At 52.6% G+C, this 16,739-nt stretch carries 10 protein-coding genes; 3 read left to right on the plus strand and 7 right to left on the minus strand.

The features are described from left to right. Nucleotides 1-247 precede the first annotated feature (247 nt). Both HHO50_RS07120 and HHO50_RS07125 read left to right on the plus strand, forming a co-directional pair. A complete protein-coding gene (locus HHO50_RS07120) occupies nucleotides 248-1,489 on the plus strand; it encodes a cysteine desulfurase-like protein (protein ID WP_181305324.1) in 1,242 nt (413 codons plus the stop codon). A 138-nt stretch (nucleotides 1,490-1,627) separates the two neighbouring features. Next, complete coding sequence (locus HHO50_RS07125) at nucleotides 1,628-2,383, plus strand: pseudouridine synthase (protein WP_181305325.1); 756 nt, start codon at nucleotides 1,628-1,630, stop codon at nucleotides 2,381-2,383. 196 nt (nucleotides 2,384-2,579) lie between these two features. Here the strand turns inward: HHO50_RS07125 and HHO50_RS07130 are convergent, their stop codons facing one another. The 3 genes from HHO50_RS07130 to HHO50_RS07140 are packed head-to-tail and all read right to left on the minus strand — an operon-like array spanning nucleotide 2,580 to nucleotide 6,715. Continuing rightward, entirely contained in the window at nucleotides 2,580-4,331 is a 1,752-nt protein-coding gene (locus tag HHO50_RS07130) for a M14 family metallopeptidase (protein WP_181305326.1), read from the minus strand. 9 nt (nucleotides 4,332-4,340) lie between these two features. Further along, nucleotides 4,341-6,002, minus strand: coding sequence for a M14 family metallopeptidase (locus tag HHO50_RS07135; protein WP_181305327.1), 1,662 nt, complete (start codon nucleotides 6,000-6,002; stop codon nucleotides 4,341-4,343). 23 nt (nucleotides 6,003-6,025) lie between these two features. After that, a complete protein-coding gene (locus HHO50_RS07140) occupies nucleotides 6,026-6,715 on the minus strand; it encodes an HD domain-containing protein (protein ID WP_181305328.1) in 690 nt (229 codons plus the stop codon). A 380-nt stretch (nucleotides 6,716-7,095) separates the two neighbouring features. Between HHO50_RS07140 and HHO50_RS07145 the strand changes: the two genes are divergently transcribed. Further along, complete coding sequence (locus HHO50_RS07145) at nucleotides 7,096-8,223, plus strand: acid shock protein (protein ID WP_181305329.1); 1,128 nt, start codon at nucleotides 7,096-7,098, stop codon at nucleotides 8,221-8,223. Nucleotides 8,224-9,068: 845 nt separating this feature from the next. Here HHO50_RS07145 and HHO50_RS07150 read toward each other — a convergent pair. The 4 genes from HHO50_RS07150 to HHO50_RS07165 all read right to left on the minus strand — a co-directional run bounded on the left by HHO50_RS07150 (nucleotide 9,069) and on the right by HHO50_RS07165 (nucleotide 16,667). Beyond that, nucleotides 9,069-9,728: a hypothetical protein gene (locus HHO50_RS07150; protein ID WP_181305330.1), complete on the minus strand. Its 660-nt coding sequence runs from the start codon at nucleotides 9,726-9,728 to the stop codon at nucleotides 9,069-9,071. Nucleotides 9,729-9,734: 6 nt separating this feature from the next. Next, the gene (locus HHO50_RS07155) at nucleotides 9,735-11,483 is read right to left on the minus strand and encodes a hypothetical protein (RefSeq protein ID WP_181305331.1); all 1,749 of its coding nucleotides are present in this window, start codon (nucleotides 11,481-11,483) and stop codon (nucleotides 9,735-9,737) included. A gap of 609 nt (nucleotides 11,484-12,092) precedes the next feature. Beyond that, nucleotides 12,093-13,130: a hypothetical protein gene (locus HHO50_RS07160; protein WP_181305332.1), complete on the minus strand. Its 1,038-nt coding sequence runs from the start codon at nucleotides 13,128-13,130 to the stop codon at nucleotides 12,093-12,095. Between the two features lie 81 nt (nucleotides 13,131-13,211). Then, entirely contained in the window at nucleotides 13,212-16,667 is a 3,456-nt protein-coding gene (locus HHO50_RS07165; RefSeq protein WP_181305333.1) for a cell division protein FtsA, read from the minus strand. Nucleotides 16,668-16,739: the final 72 nt, after the last annotated feature.

Consider the following 16,739-nt stretch of genomic DNA (forward strand, 5'->3'; position numbering starts at 1 on the left):
TCTGCCTTGGCCTATCTTATATTCTTACAATTGGTTTCCCTCCGGTTCATGTCCCCATCCTATGAAGATGGCAGATTTTCATTCTTACAGCCGAAAGTATTTTTCTTTGTAGTGCGCTCGCTTCTTCAACAACTATTTTAAAAGCTTTACATTAGAACTCCTGAGGTTACATCTAACAGGTTGGATGGCACCTTTCCTTGCTGGGAAGAGTAAACACATCACCAACACCTATAAAAACAGATTACCAATGAGCCAGTTTTCAGTACAGCAACTCCGTGCCCAATTTCCAGCCTTAAGAGAGGTAGAAGGTAAAAAGCCATTCATTTTCTTTGATGGGCCCGGCGGAACGCAGATGGCGCAGCAGGCGGTAGATGGCATGGTGAACTACATCACAGCAGGAATGGCAAACCTACACGGGGCATTCCCAACCAGCATTCGTACAGACGCCATTCTACTGGAAGGCAGAAAAGCCATGGCCGATTTGCTGAACTGTGCCCCCACCGAGGTGGCTTTCGGCCAGAACATGACCTCGCTTGCTTTTTCCATTGCCCGAAGCCTGGCTCCTTTTTTAAGAGCCTCAGACGAGGTGGTGGTCACGGAACTGGATCACCGGGCCAACGTTGATCCCTGGGTGACGCTCGCCAAAGACACGGGCGCAAGCGTGACGTTCATCCCGGTAAATCCCGACACCTATACGTTAGACCTGTCTGACCTGAACGGGATGATCACGGAGAAAACCAAACTGGTGGCCTTGGGCATGTCTTCAAATGTTACCGGAACGGTGACAAACATTACCAGGATCATAGCCCGGGCCAAAGAGGTAAACGCGTTGGTGGTGATAGATGCGGTGCACGCGGTTCCGCACCTTACCATTGATTTCAGGCAGTTGGGCTGCGATGTACTGCTCTGTTCGGCGTACAAGTTTTTTGGCCCGCACTTGGGGATTGCCGCCATTGCGAGCTCCCTTTTTGAGAAATTACCGGTCTACAAGCTGGCACCCGCCCCTCAGGAAATACCCGACAAGCTGGAAACCGGCACGCAAAACCATGAGGCCATAGCAGGTCTGTTGGGGGCTGTCGCGTTCATTGAGAGCCTGGGCGAAGGCGAGACCAGAAGAGAGCGGCTGACCTCTGGCATGCACCGCATTGCGGCGCACGAGCAGGAACTGACCGAGCGCCTGGAAAGCTTTCTGCTGGGAATTCCGCAGGTGCGCCTTTACCGGGCACCGGCGGGTACGCCTAAAACCCCCACCTTTGCTTTTACCCTAGACCGGGTGCATGCCCGTGACGCGACCACTTGGTTTGCCCAGCACTACCACATGTGCCTGGCCGACGGCCACTTCTACGCCTCCACCCTCGCCGAAAAGCTGAACGTAAACCCCATGGGCGGCTGGATCAGGATTGGCTTAGCGCCTTACAACACGCTTGAAGAAGTGAAGTTGTTTGAGCAGGGTCTGCGGGAATTTCTATCCTTGCAGGATAAAAGCTAACCGAATTTGTCTTCTTTTTGCGAAAAGAGGCCCAAAACGCGGTCCGGCAATTCTTGACTTTCAATTTGGAGCGTGTTATCTCCTACCTCGCGCAGCTGAAATTTCTGTAATTTGCGCCGTTTACCAGAAAGACAGAAAGTGCTGGAGATACTATTTGAAGACGCGCACTACGTGGCCATCAATAAACCCAATGGGTTGTTGGTGCACCGTACGCGCATAGCCGAGGAGAAAAAGGAATTCGCGTTGCAACTGCTGCGTGACCAGTTGGGGTATAAGGTGCACGCCGTCCACCGGCTAGACCGGGGAACGTCTGGCGTGCTGCTGTTCGCCAAAACGCCGGAAGCCACCGCCCCCCTTGTGAAAGCCTTTTCTGAGCGCCAGCCCAACAAAACATACTTCGCCATTGTACGGGGCTACTCCCCTGAGGCAGGCACCATAGACAATCCAATTAGGCCAGACAAAGACCACCAGCACAAAGAGGCGCAGGAGGCCATCACCCACTTTACCCGACTTGCCACCGTAGAACTTCCCATTCCGGTGGGGCCTTACCAAACGGCGCGCTACAGTTTGGTGAAGATAAAACCAGAGACAGGCCGCATGCACCAGATCCGCAAACATTTCGCGCACATCCGGCACTATATCATTGGAGACAAAAAACACGGAGACTGGCGCCACAACCTTATGTTTCTGGAGAAACTGGAGAGCCCCAGCCTGCTGCTCCACGCCGCCTCACTGACGTTTGAGCATCCGTTCACGGCGGAGAAGATCGAAATAAAAGCGTCTATGCCGGAGAACATGCACCGCCTTTGCCTGAAGTTCTCGTGGCACAATGAACTGGCCCAGCAAGAGGAACTCCCCCCAGTTGTGCCGATGGTGCCGGGTAGCAAAGGCTAGGATGTAGACGCGAGATCAATCTCTCGGTTTGAACGTAAATGGCCCTTGGCCACTGTTTTGAGGCTGTTTTGGCGAAAAATGATCAGAAACGTCTCCCTGCCGGAGAATAATGCCCCAACGTCAACAGATCCATAAAACAGAAAAGCCAGCCCGTAAGCTGCCCTTTCTGTTTTAGGCCTGTTTTGCGAAAATCAGCCTAAAAACTCCTTTTAACGGTTCCTCCTTTTCTGCTATCAACCTCAACGGTAAGGTTTGGGGTTTTGGAGTTGACAATCCAGCGTACTTTCACGAACCCCATGCCCGGTATGTTGGGGATCTCCAGCCGCCAGGGGTTCATCTTCTGTTCTCTGCCTATGTTCAGGTCTGCGTTTTCCAGAACCATGCCGGCCACCACGGTGGAATCTCTAAGGGTGATGTAGTCGGGCCGTTCAATCCGGTATTTCAGATCTTGGCTGGAGTGGGTGGGAATAATGCGGGTATTGGCTACCGTGGCGGTCACTTCGGTTAAACCGTTGGAAAGCTTCTTGGTTTGCACCTCCTGTATCTCCAACTGGGGCAATTGGTACGCTTGGTAAACCGTGAACGCCATGTTGCGGTGAGCATCTTCCTCCAGCAGAAAACCGGGATGCGCCCGCGGGTAATTCTTCTTGAAGCCGCCAATTTCTACCGCACCGTAGGTTGGGTGGTCAAAGGCTGTCCATTCCACAAAGGCATCATTGAAGAGCAGCATTTTATTGAAATCGTGCTGCTCGGCCTCCCGTTCTGAGCTGCTTAATCCTTTGCGATCAAATTGCAGGTAAGGCGACATCAACTCATTGGAAAACGTGAAGATGCCGCGCGCCCCGTGAAACCAATCCAGCTCTCCGCCGAAGGCGGAATACAGATCTTTGTACACCACCATGTAGGTGTACCCCGGAATGATCTGCTCGGCGTATTTCCCCAGCAGGTCATACACTTGGTTGTCTTCCCGGCTGTAGGTATTCTGGTCTTCCTCGGCCCCCGGCCCGCGCAAAATCATGCCGCCGTTGTTGTGGTAACTTTGGGCTCCGGCAATGTTGGGGTGGCGCAGCACGAAATCTTTCACGGCCCGGTTCTCTGGAACGGAAAACGGATATTTGTAGGCTCCGCGCTGTATGTAGTCTGGCTGCCAGTTCCAGCCCCAGTCGCGGTTGGGGTCATAGTAGCCGGGCGGGTCTTCGTTCACTTTGCCGTCGCCGTCATTGTCCAAGCCTTCATAGCCCAGTAACTCGTACTCACCCGGCTGGTCTGGTTTGGCTTGAATCAGCCGCAGCGGATTCTGGGGGTCTAAGATGTACCGGCCATTGGGCGACTTGCGCCGCATGAACGTGATGTGCCCGTCTTTGTTCAGGTCGTCGGGTTGGTCTTCGTCTACCAGGCCATCGCCGTCATCGTCCAGCGGAATCATGCCTGAACGGGGCGAATGGGCCGTGTTGGGTTTGTGCATGAAATGATCCCGCGCATCTGGGTTGATGGTAGGAATGATGTAGAACGTCTTTTGCTGCAACAGCTCCCGGATAAATTGGTTTTCCTGGAAATTCTCTACCAGGTACCAGGCCGTGTACAACGCAAATTCAGAGCCCTGGATTTCATTGGAGTGGATGTTGCCGTCAATGTACATGGCGGGTTTGCGAAACGGCTCTCCGGTGTTGAAGTCAGAGATGGTCAAGGCCCAGATACGGCGGCCTTCATACGAGTCGCCAATGGTTTCCAGCTTCACCAGGTCTGGGTATGCTTTGGCTAGTTGGGCGCAAATCTCGGTGAGGCCGTCATAGTCATAATACCGGTTCCAGCTAACGTTTACCTTGGGGTTGTGGGGCGTACCGGCGGCCCTGAACACCTGCTCTGGGATTTGCGCTTTAGTTTCTTGCGCACTAAAAACCAGAAGGCAGGAAGACAGCAACGCAGCAGATAAAATTCTTTTCTTCATGACAAAACATTAGCGGAGAAACACTTCTTTGGTTTGTTTTCCGGCGGTGGGGCTATGGGCCTGGATGGTGACATACCCTTTGCCGTTCACCAGCCAGGAAACCTGGAACTTCTCCCCACCAGCCAGCGCGTTGCTTAACTGAATTCTGTTTCCAGAGACCAGCTTCTGGTTTTCGTTCAACTGGAGGGTCACTTTCACCTTCTGCACCCACCGTGAACTGTCGCCTATCTCTGAATGGGTGGGCAAAGAGCCTTGGTTGTAGACATCGGCGGTGATGCGGGTGAGCCCCCCGGCCACTTTCTCTGAACTGATGTTCACAATCTGGAGCGAGGGCATCCATTTGGCATAAGCCGAGAAAAACCGGAAATGCTTCTGGGCGATGGGCTCTAGGGTATGCACCGGCGGCGTCTGCTTCACGTAAGGAGCCAAGCCGCCCACTTCCACCTCTTGGCCGGGAAAATCAGGGTGCTTGATGGGTTTCCAGTTCACGAAGGTTCCCATGACGTCATTGGCTTCGGCCCAGCGCAGGAAATTCACGTCTTCGTGTTCAGAGGGAGCCAGTGGTTTCTTGCCGCCGGTGGTATCCTGCGATGGCGTTACCCTGGGAGTCCACCAGCCGGGGGTGCTGTAACTGAACCTTCCGTAATGGAAATAGGCCCACTGCAGCACATCGCCGGGCGAAGGGGAAACCCGGGGCGCATTCTTGAGTTGGGTAGAGTTATTGTAAAGCTTGGAGATTTGGGCATTCACAGCGGCATCTTTCTCCAGCAAACTACTCACAATGCGCTTAGAGGCTTTTGCTTTGTCAAAGCGCAGGGGTTCTGAAAGGGTATTGGCAGGCCCCAGTACAAAGACCGCGTACACGTTTCTGGCCTCGTACAGGAAGTCGGCAAAGCCTTTGGTTTCCCGCTCAGACATGGGGTGCTCTCCGGCCCCTTCCTGAAAATAAGGGTAGTCAAAGGTAAAGTTTCGGTTGAACATCACTCCCCCTTCGGGGTCTTCGTTCCACTTGCCGTCTTTGTCGTTGTCTATCCCCTCGGTGTAGAGCAGGTACTCGCCTTTTTCTCCTTGGGAGACATCGGCTTGCACCATGACTCTGGGGTCTTCTTCGGCGGGCCGGTACGTACCGGTGGGGTTTTTCACCCGCATCATGGTAATCAGCCCGTCTTTGTTCAGGTCTTCAAACGGATCTTCAAACATGCGCCCATCGCGGTCATCATCTACGGGTTGGGCGTTTCCCAACCGTTCCCAACGCAGTTTCTCGTGGTATTGCTCAGAGGCATCGGGATTGAGGTTGGGGAAGATGTAAAACGTCTTGCTCTGCAATAGCTCCTGCACCGAATCTTGGAGCACCGCGGCCTGCAACATCTGTTCGGCCATCTGCAACGCTAATTCGGTGGTAGCCAACTGGGTGCCGTCTACACCCGCCGCAATGGCGATGGCCGGTTTGTTGGCGGCATTGTCCCTGCCCAGGGTCAACATCCAGATTTCTTTGCCGGTAGCGGTTTTCCCAACGGTGGTTAGTGAGGCGATTTTGCTGTACCTAGTGCTCAGTTTCTGCAAACGGGCGGTCATCTGCGCGTAACTCTGGTAATCTCGCTGGGCAAAGGCAAGAGAACTGGCTCCTGAAAAAACGATTCCCAGCAAGGCAGCTTTAAGATTCTTATTCATGAAAAGGTACTTGAAACCAAGTTCTATGGCGTGTTGGTAAGTTGGAAAGCCGCGGGCGGCACTTCTTCTCCGTGCCATTCTTCCAGAAACCGCTGCACAAACTGTACCATAAACGCATGTCGCTCCTGGGCGAGTTGCCGGCCGGCCGTAGTGGAAAAGCGATCTTTCAACAAGAAAAGCTTTTCATAGAAGTGGTTGAGGGTTGGCCCCTGGTTTTTCTTGTATTCTTCAAAAGAAGCGTGTAAACGCGGCTCCTGACCTGGATGGTACATCTCCCGTCCTTTATGCCCTCCATAGGCGAAGGCCCGGCCAACGCCTATGGCCCCAATGGCATCTAACCTGTCGGCGTCCTGCACTACTTTGGCCTCTAACGTAGAGGGGGTGGTGTCTACGCCCGCTCCTTTGAAAGTTACTTCCCTGATGATCTGGCAGACCTTTTCTATCAGCTCTGCCGGTGCCTGGTGGGTTTGCAGCCATTCCCGCGCGGCTCTGGGGCCCGCTTCCTCGTCTCCCCGGTTGAATTTCCAATCGGCGATGTCATGCAACAAGGCTCCAAGCTGAACCACGGTTAAATCTACGTTTTCCTGCTGCCCAATGCGTAACGCATTCTGCCAAACCCGTTTTATGTGCCACCAGTCATGCCCTGAGGCTTCTCCGGCAAATAATGTTTCTACGTGCTGGGCTGTCCTAGCCACCAATTCTTCCGCCTTCATACCCGAAAACTACTCAAAAATAAGCAAAGCCCCACGTGAACGAGGCGCTGGCCTGGTACACTTTCCCGTTTTTGGCCTGTTTTCCTTAAACCAAGGCAAAAACGGTTTATCCTGTAAATCACTGGGGGCTACCTGCGGCCGCTGGCCGATACATAATTTAATATTAAGCGGCGGGATGCCGAAGTAGCTCACACTCGTGTCCCGCGAGCGAGCGAAACCAACACTTTTCCAGGACTTCCTGAAAACTTCTGCCATTCAAGGGTCAATCAGAAAATCACCTGGTTCAGTCTGGGTTCTGGCAAGTAAATAAATGTGTGAGAATTATATATAACCTTAGCGATAAACACGTATAGAGGCGAGACAGCTATAAAAGACTTCCCTTGAAAACACGATTACTTGTACTGGTATGCGCGGCTATGAGCCTGGTTTCTTCCGCTTTTGCCCAAAACACCCAGGAAACGGCACCTGATTCTGCCCTTCAAACAACTCCGGCAGACTCTGTTGCTCCGGCTTACCGCAAATGGAACATCTACCCGGTGGCGTATTACACCCCCGAGACCCAGTTCGGGTTTGGGACAAAACTGGTGCACGTGCGCAAATCAAAGGGTACCCTGCCTACCGACCGGCCCGACCTTTATTCCCCTACCCTGGTGTACACCACCAGAAAGCAGATTCTCACCTCCCTTTCGGCGGATGTATGGAGAAAGCACAATGACCAGCACCTTCACACCCAACTGGAATACAGTGACTACCCGTATTTCTTCTTCGGGATTGGGAACGAGTCGCCAGACGATGCCGAGGAAGCCTATACCAGCCGCACCATCAACTTTTACGGGCAGCTTGAGCGGAAAATTTTCAAGAAAGTGTACTTAGGGGCGCGGTATGAATTCAAGAAAGAAACCATCCCCGAGGTGGAGCCGGGCGGTCAGTTAGCGCAAAAAAGCATAGTGGGCAGCGAAGGAGTAGTGGCCTCGGGGTTGGGGCCTATGCTTATGATTGACAGCAGGAACAATGTTTACACGCCTTCTACAGGAGACTATCACCAGTTCTCTGCGGTTTTCTTTGGGAAATATCTGGGGGGCGAGGATAATTTCACCCGCTACAAACTAGACCTGCGCAAGTACATGTCTGGTCTTGGGCCCGGGGTTTTGGCGGTGCAAGGGCTCTTCACCTTTACCGTGGGCGATGCGCCCTTCCAGTTTCTGGCTCCCCTGGGCGGGGTAAACGTGATGCGGGGTTTTTTGGAGGGCAGGTTCAGGGATGAAGACGCGGCCGTCGTTCAAGCAGATTACCGCTTTCCCATCAAAGGCCGCATTGGCGGGGCGGTATTCGGCGGGGCCGGGCAGGTTTCTAAAAGAATCCCTGATTTTGCCCTGAACCAGTTTCACCTATCGGGTGGCGCGGGTTTGCGGTACAAACTGAACAATGAAGGCATGGTGGTGCGCGGCGATGTCGCTTTTTCTAACCAGGGAATGTATCTCTATTTTGCCTTCGCCGAAGCGTTTTAAGCCTGTTTTTCAGAAATCAGCCTCTAAACACCGCTTTTGGGAGGGGGGTGGGTATTCACATGATTTTGCAATTGGCAGGTGCCGTACGCTGTTCACCTGGCTTGTTCGCTATTTTGTGGGTATTGGTAAGTGCACGCTTTTTGCCGTTCCCTTGGCTTGTCTGTTTTTGCGTGGGTGCAAATACTTTGCTGTTCCCATGGCTTGTCCGCTTCTTGCGTGGGTGCAAGTGCTGTGTTGTTCCATCTTTGGCGGTATGCGCTCACGGCCGCGGGGCCCCGTCTTCCCCTCTCGCACTGCCCTTTCGGCCTGTGAAATTCTCTTCTCTTAGCTGAGGTCTGTCCAGGGCCAAAAGCGAGGCGCGCCAGGGGAAGACTGGAACTGGGGAAAGTAAGTAAGGGCAGCAAGATGGTTATACCGACTAGTATTTACCTGCTACTATTGCTTTTCTGGCGCAAGCGGACGCTTGCGCCAGGAGGTATCTAACCGGTGATGACAGATCCTTTAGTTGGCTGTATTACCAGTATTTCCCTACAAAAAATTCCCCTCCTAGGAGCTACTCTTGTAGGGAAACTTTTACTAACGTTGCTGTGTGGGAAGGATAGGAAAAAGCGCCTTTTCTTTCATGAAAATGGCTACTGTTTTTTCCCTACAAGAGTAGTCTGGGAGGGGTAGGTTTTACTCTCCACCATCTTCATCAAAAGTGCACCAATTATCCACTTTGTCACCATGAAAGAAACCTGGAAGCGACCAAAGAAGAGTTAATCAAGGTTGCCTACAAAATCCTATAGGTTGACAATGTATGTAAGAATTGGTTACACTCAGGACTCAAGACTTAGAACTCAGAACTAATTCTCCTCGCGCGTCTCCAACGTACCCACCTTCGGTAAAACCTGAATCACGAACCTTCTGTCCCGCACGTCGCCGGTACGGCCTGCGCCCTCAAAACCGCTGCCTGAGGCAATCAATTCTATGCGGTCTGCCGGGAATCTGATGCCGGCGTTTCGCCAGAACTGGAGCAAGGCCAGGGCACGTTTATAGCTGAGTTCCAAGGCATATTCCCGCTGGGTGATGTTTCGGGCGTCGCCTTTGGGGAAAGTGGCGGCCCTCCCGTCAATCACGATCAGGTATTTCACGTCTGTCTTTTTGATGGAATTAATGACCCGGCTCAGCTCCTCCCCAGCCCGGCGGAGCGGTGCCAACGACCGTTGCGGAATGGTGGCGCTGCTTTGGTCAAACAATACATCTACCAGTAGTTCGTGCCGCTTATACTTCTCGTTGTATTGGAAATAACGGCCATCTAGGCGTGCGAGTGCGGCTTTGATCTCGTCTAGCTTGCGTTTCTCCTGGATCTCTACCTGCATGAGAGCAATGTTACGGCGGTTTTCTGCGTCTTTGTCTCTGAACATTTTAAAGCTCAGCACAAAAAGCACCAGCATGATCAGGAACAGCGCCGTCATGAGGTCTACATAGCTGGGCCAGAAGAAATCTCGGTTTTCTTTGTTCATGGTCTGCTACGCCTTTCTGCCGTTGTTCTGGCCAGTGCCAAAAAGTCTGCTCATAGCGGCTTTGAGTGGCCCCGGTGCCATGCTTTTCTCTACGTTTGCGTTCAGAACCGCCAACTGCTGCAGTAATTTTTGCTGAATCTCCGTATCGGTATCAATCTTTTTGAGCAGGCGCTCATTGGTTTGCTTTATCTCCTGGGCCAGGTCACGCTGCTGGTGGTTCAGGTTGTCTTGCTGATAGTTGAGACTCTGGAACGGCTTCATGTAATCCAGGATGCGCTGGTAAAGGTTGTCTTCGTTGAGTTTTCTGAAATGTTCCCCCCACTTCTCGTAGGCATTCTGGGCATCGCGTTCCTGGTGTTCTAGCCGGGCCTGCATTAAATCAGTTAGTTTCAGGGATGCTTTGTCGAAGTACTGCTCGGTGCGGTTGGCAATGGTGTCCAGTTCTTCTTCATGGCGGGCGAAGAAATTGATTTGCCGCTGAATGGTTTCATCGTGCTTTTGCAGATAGCCGGGTACCTGGTCAAAGCCCTCCTGCAACTTGGTCAATCGGCTTAAAACTTGCGTGATGTTCTGGGTGAGTTCTCCCCCCTTCCGCACCGATTCATTCAAGGCCTCCTGGTACTGCAGGAAATTCATGAACAGCCGTTCGCTTTCCTTGATCTTGTCAAACACCTGCAGATTGGCGTTGGCCATCTGCGTGAACCCAATCTGGTCTAGCTTCTGGATGAATTCTTTCTGGGTGCTGATGTTGTTAGTGAGCGTCTCCACTATCGGGCGGAAGCCCAGGATCTTGTCCAAAAAGTCTTTGTTAAACGAATCTAACACAGACTTGAGGTTCCCCAGACTGGCCGACATGTCTGAGTTGAGCTTGGGCAACAGATGGGTTTGCAGGAACGTGTAATAGTCGTTCTTGTGGCGGTCACGGGTGCTGCGGGCGTTCTTGAGGGCATTGTTTCCCATCATGGTCAGCAGCAATCCGAAAAAGCTCCCGGCCATGGCAATGAGCACGCCAAACAGGAAGGAAGGAATGTTCTCGTCCGTGATGAAAGAAGAACCGTCTTCCGGTGAGCTTCCCAAACCGGCCCAAACCAGACTGGAGAGCCCCAGGATCACCCCCGAGAAAGTGCCCAGCAAACCCACGTACAGCGGCGTGGCAATGGCAGACTGCACCTCGTTGTCCTGCGCCTCGGCATAGCGCTCGGCCACATCTTTCAGGATATTGAAATCGGCGGCGGCTCCTTTGTTCAGCCGCAGGTACTCATTGGTGCTTTTGTTGATCTCCTGGAACGTTGGCGATGGGGCCTGCACTTCAATCAAATCTACGTGAACGGTATTCTCCTCGGTTTCGGTGGGCACCGGAGTGGCCGCATCAACTAAGTAGATGTTGCCGTCATTCAGGAGTTGTTTGAACTTCTCAATTTTGATGGTGTAAAAGGGAGTTTCGCCGTGCTGCGCCTCAATGTGCAGTTCCTCAGCATCTACGGCAATGATTCGTTTCGCCACCGGATTGGTGGGCGAGAATTCCCTGAAAGGCTCTCCGTAGAGCAATCTATCCCACTGCTTTTCCAGCGATGCGCCAGGTGCCGCCTCCTGTTCTTTTGAGCCCAGTGCCCGGCGGGCCACCTTCAGGTTTTCTTTGGGAGGAAAGAGGCCTTTAATGCTGGTAATCTTGGTTCGGTTGGCCTGGTAAACGCGCCACTGGTACCCAATGATGAGGATGACCAGCAACGCTTCAAAAATAAATATGAATTCCATGTATGTAATGTAGCAGAAATTTAGGCTTTGTAAAACGTATCTTGCGCGTTTCAAATGACCTGAATTAACAGATATGTAAAAGAAAGAGGAACCGTTTCTGCCCTATTTCCCAAAAACAGGCCGAAAACGGTTCCTCTAGTCACGACAGATCCACCTTAGAACGGAAAGGTGGAAGATAGATTTTCTCTTTTTCACTAATCTTCCGCACTTGTGCCAGTGGTTGCCGGCGAGTCTGGAGACGCGCTTCATCCTCAGGCACGAGACTGAAGCCTCGCGCCAGTACTCTCTAAACCTGTGAGGTCTTGAAGACTTCTCAGGCTTTTGCGTTTTAGGGCTGTTTTGCGAAAAACAGCCCTAAAACGCAAAAGCGGGGCTCTCCTTGGAGGGAAAAAGAAAATGCTTCCCTTGGCTTGTCCCCTGACAAGCCAAAAGCCCTGAATGGCAGGCTGAGTGCTTTTCTTCCGTCCTGTCGGGGGACAGGCCGAGGAAAAGGCGTTTCAGGGTCTGTTTTCCGCAAAGTAACCTAAAAACGCATCGGCGGGGCTCCCCTCTCTGCGGGAGGAGGAGCTAGGAGGTGGCTCCTGCGGAAGGTCAGGTCGTAAAAAAGACTTATCTGAAATCGATTCTTGCCTTTTCCTGGATCTTCCAGCCGCTGCTGGTCCTCACCAGCACACCATCGCCTTGCAGAACAATCCGGCTTACTAAGCGGTTAGAGGGTTTCTCAAAAGAGAAAGCGTTTTCCAGCCTGTCCATTCCCTGCGATATCACAAAAGCCTGGTTCCCGCCCAAATTGAAACGGTAACTGGTGCTCGAACTTCCCTCGGCGGGAGCGTCAATCTCCAGGTAAGAATCTGAGTCTGGGCGCTGCTGCAGTTGGTGCGTTTTGATGGTTCCGTCTTCCGGGATAATCGAATAGCGGGTGCGGCTCACCGGTGCCTCGGGCTGTGGGGCTGCTTGCTGGGTTAACTCGTTGAGTAAATCATCACCCACTATCTCACTTCCTAAGGTGGCAATAGGCGCAGGTGGCACAGCAGTCGGCCCTTCCACTTCCAGAGGGTTCAATGGCTCCCTTCTTCTATTTTCGTTTCTTCTTTGCTGCGGTTGCTGCTGGGTACGGGGCGGTTGCGTACCGCCTGCCGCCGCTGGTTGTTGAGGTTGCTGTTGCGGCTGTTTCTGGCGAGGCTCCTGCGGCTGACGCTGTTCTTTAGGTTCGCGGGGTTCTCTTGGCTCTCTGGGTGGTCTTTGCTGCTGCGGTTGTCCTTCCTGCTTTTGTCTTGGCTCCTGCGGCTGACGCGGCTGTTGCTGGGGCTGATTGCCCCGGGCTTGCTCTGCTTGCGGCTGCTGCCCTCTTCCCTGCTGCGGTTGCTTCTGGCGCGGTTCCTGGGGCTGACGGGACTCTTGCGGTTGTCTTGGCTCACGGCCGGGAGGTTGCGTGGTTTGCCCGCCCCGCGGATTCCGCACATTTTCTGGCTGCTGATTCTTGCCGTTTCTCCTGATGTGGTTTTCCAACGACTTCACGCCGGCTTCCAATTCGCGGTTTTTCTTCTCCAGATTCTGGATGCGGTAAACCAGTCCGCTTGCTTTGTAAAAGGTGAATCCAGCCACTAGAAGGGCTAGAATGGCAATAATATAAGGTACATATTCCATACCGACTGATAATTTGATATTGGTGAAGGTGTAAAGATGCCTCAAATACTTTTAAGAAAGTACAGGAGGCATCTGTTTAGTTTAAACCAAAGCGCCCACCTGTTGCTGGTAAAGCTCTTTAGACAAAAGGTACAACGACTGTTTCAGAGGCATAAAGAACATGGTCTCCGGAATCAGTTCACGGTCAGAAAGCCCGCGCAGGGTTTCTTCCAGCACCATGGTGTAGCTGTCCTGGATGTGGTTGCGCATGAAGTTCAGAACCCAGTGGGGGTCTACCTCTACGCCCATGGAACGCATCTGCGGGGCAATGTCCGCGTCATCCAACAACAGCTCCAGACAGGCCATCACGTTGCTCAACACCTCCTGCCTAATGGCGGAGGTAATCTGGCTTTTGTTTACAGGTCGTAAGGCGTCTTCCCCGGTAGCGGCTCCCGTTGGACGCATGATTGGGATATCCGTTAGGTCTGAAAGGTTGTTGCCTTCCAGCGCCATGGCTCCGCCGTTGGCAGTCACCTGCTTCGGATTGTCCACCAGCACCAGTTTAAAGTTAGCCGGTGGCTCCTGGCCCGTTACTTTCCGGAAAATGGTTTTTGCGTAGCGCTCTACGTTTGACAGGTTATTGCCCGCACTCAGCAACTTGATGTACAAACTGCCTTGTCCGCTGAAACAGATATAACGCGGTACCTGGGCGCCAATCTGCTGCGTGAGTTGCGCCAAATGGTACATCAACGACCCGAAGTGCAGGTAGAACATCAGCCGCAGTTGTCTCGCTTGCAGCAGTTGTGAGCTGTAGTGCAATTCTTTGTCATAGCTGAACAGCAAGCTGGTAATATCCGCCGAATTAAAATCCGGGTTATCCAAGGCTGTTTCCAGAAACTTCTTGTATTCCTTGCCCTCTTCCGAAAGCGGAATCTGGAGCACGTGGGCCACCCCATATTGCAGTAAGCCGTTGTCTTTGCTGGTCTTCACCGAGGCAAAGCCATCGCCCCACAGGTCATTTCCCGCAAAGCGGAAGGAAGCACTGTGCGATGGTTTCCGGTTGGTGAACAAGAGCACGTCCGTAGTGCCGCCGCCTATGTCTACGTTGATCAGGTTCTCGTCCTGACTAGGCACCACGGCCCCGGTTCTGGACAGAAAGTAGAACGGCGCCACCGATTCTGTGATGCAGGCGGTATTGCGGCCATTTTTGAAAACGGAGCTGTAAACGCCGTCCCACACGTTCTGGAACATATTGCGGGAATAATCATCAAAGCTCAACGGCGCGAACCACACCACTCTGGTGTTGGCCACGTTGCCGTGGTTCAGCACCACCTTGTTTTTGATGAGCAGCATGATTTCGGTGAAGAACGCTTCAATCCGGCGTTTACCGGTGTTGGAGAGCGTCTCGCTCCACTTCAAATCTGTGTGGTAGTTCTGTTTGTACTGGTCCTGGTGCGTGCCCTCGGTGTTAATAGAGAACCCGATGTTGATGTTCCCGAACAGACTCGGAATCTGGTTTTCAAAATCAATGGACTCGCAGGTAGCCGTTCTGGTGGGGAATGAATATAATGAGCCTCCGGCATTGATAATCAATGGGATGAATTCCCGCTTCAACAAGGTCTCAACCGCAAACAAGCGCCCGAAACCGCGCTTGTGGAACCGTTGGTAATCTGTCAGGGAAGAATCTTCCGAAGGCTTGTTCAGCATCACCAATTGCTGGTCATTGGCGGTGATGGAGAATTCCTTGGGCGGTTGGTTTGCTCCCGAAGTATAGGCAATGTGCGTGTTAGAAGTCCCGAAGTCCACGGCAAACGTAAAGCTTTGGATGCCCTGCTGTACCTCCTGGTACTTGGGCACAATCAAGGCTCTTCCGGTCACGTCTACCCCAGCGTGCACCAACTCGGCATAGTCAAAATGAGTGCCCCTGATTTCATAGTAAGTACTTCCGGCGCTGCTGTTGCTCTTCTTAGTACGGCGTTGTGAGGTGGCAGAAATCAATCCTCCGTTTGGTTCCAACTGTCTTCCGCCCGCATAGAAATTAAGCACGTGGTTCTTGTTTACCAGCAAAGGGTCAATGTCCTCGTCTACCAGCATCACTTTGTAGAAGTCATTGTAGGTAGGTGTATCGGTGAATTGATAGAATGGAAACACGCCAATGCCTACCCTTGATTTCAGGATATGACCTTTCTCGGGAATGACCTCACCATGCGCATCTTTGGAGTTCAACGGATTGTCATAGTAGCTGCGCTCATAGACAATGTTTCCCTTCTCGGTAGGAATCTGCAACGTGACGCGCACGTGGTTCACATCTACATAAAACGTGAGATGAGTGGCTAAATCATGCGGCGTAAAGTACTGGAAATACAGGCTGGTAACCGGCAACAGGTAATTGAATACTTTCTCTGTCACGCCCGGTTGGTAGAGCACCGTTCCGCTGAAAAACCGGTCGGTGTTCACCTCATACGGCACCTGCACAATGGTTTCCTGCAATAGGTCATTGATGGTGAGGTACGGGTAATTGAACCCAACCCCCGGCAACGAGCGGCTTTCAATCTCTTTGCTGTCTGAATAGCCTACGACGGTATTGGCGGGCCAGGCCAGGTTGTTCACGTATTTCACGTGCGGCGCTAACCGCAAGTCCGGCTTCAAGACAATGGGCCGGTCACCGGCGAACAGAGGATTGGTAGGCCGAAGAAACAAATCACTGCTGGTGACGGCGGTTTGGTCTTTCTTCACCAGAAACGTCAACCGCCCCACGTGCACCGGATTCTGCTGCAAATCTACCAAGGGCAAATACTCCGCAGAAATGGCGTTCTGCCCCACCACCCCGGACATGCTGATGCTCTTGAGCAGATGTTCATCCAAGGCATTGTACACCGCGGGAAACGCCCTGATGTAGTCTGGATTGGAAACAAACAGCTTGTGCACATACTCCTGGAAATCGCGCTCTCGGTCACGCAAGGAAATGTAGTTGTTGTCAAAATACACGCCCACGTTCTGCGCCCGGTTAATGGCCAGCGGCTGTACGTTAGGCGACACAAACAGGAAGGTCAGCGGCGAAGTACCGCCCAGTAATTGCAAGTGCCGGTCGCCGCGCGGCGAAGTGGCTTCCAGGTAAAACAGGAACAGGTCTTCTACGCCCTGGAACCGGCTGTCATTCATGAACAGCTCCAGCGTTTTGCCCAACAGATTGGTGTTCGGGTTGGCCTGCATGGCCGAAAGCTGCTGGTGCTTGTTCCAGCGGCGGATCACTATTTTATTTCCGCCCTGCGCGTAACTCTGGTGGTTGTAGAGCAGCTCCCATAAATCCCAGAAATGGGTCACGAACTTATGGTAGATGCTGTTTTGCGTGCTGGTGACCCCTTGCTTGACAAAGTCAAACGCGGTTTCAAACAGGTGCATGCGGGCAAAGGGCGTGGGAATAGAGGCGTTTATCTTCTGCGCCCGGCCACCAGCGCCATCCACCATGTCTTTGATTTCGGTGCTGGTAATTTGACTGGTTTTAGCCCAGCCTTCTACGTTAGAGCCGGTTTTATGAAGACGAAGTACTTTCGGCATAAATCAATCTGTTTTAAGGGTGTTTTGGTAAAAAGAGGCCGAAAACAACTGTGCCTTCAAGGTGCCTCTCTT

It is taken from the genome of Rufibacter sp. XAAS-G3-1, assembly GCF_013623775.1.
Classification (GTDB): domain Bacteria; phylum Bacteroidota; class Bacteroidia; order Cytophagales; family Hymenobacteraceae; genus Nibribacter.

Coding starts and splice junctions, on each gene's coding strand:
- HHO50_RS07120 (WP_181305324.1), top strand. CDS start 248: ATGAGCCAGTTTTCAGTACAGCAACTCCGTGCCCAATTTCCAGCCTTA.
- HHO50_RS07130 (WP_181305326.1), bottom strand. CDS start 4,331: ATGAAGAAAAGAATTTTATCTGCTGCGTTGCTGTCTTCCTGCCTTCTG.
- HHO50_RS07135 (WP_181305327.1), bottom strand. CDS start 6,002: ATGAATAAGAATCTTAAAGCTGCCTTGCTGGGAATCGTTTTTTCAGGA.
- HHO50_RS07140 (WP_181305328.1), bottom strand. CDS start 6,715: ATGAAGGCGGAAGAATTGGTGGCTAGGACAGCCCAGCACGTAGAAACA.
- HHO50_RS07150 (WP_181305330.1), bottom strand. CDS start 9,728: ATGAACAAAGAAAACCGAGATTTCTTCTGGCCCAGCTATGTAGACCTC.
- HHO50_RS07155 (WP_181305331.1), bottom strand. CDS start 11,483: ATGGAATTCATATTTATTTTTGAAGCGTTGCTGGTCATCCTCATCATT.
- HHO50_RS07160 (WP_181305332.1), bottom strand. CDS start 13,130: ATGGAATATGTACCTTATATTATTGCCATTCTAGCCCTTCTAGTGGCT.
- HHO50_RS07165 (WP_181305333.1), bottom strand. CDS start 16,667: ATGCCGAAAGTACTTCGTCTTCATAAAACCGGCTCTAACGTAGAAGGC.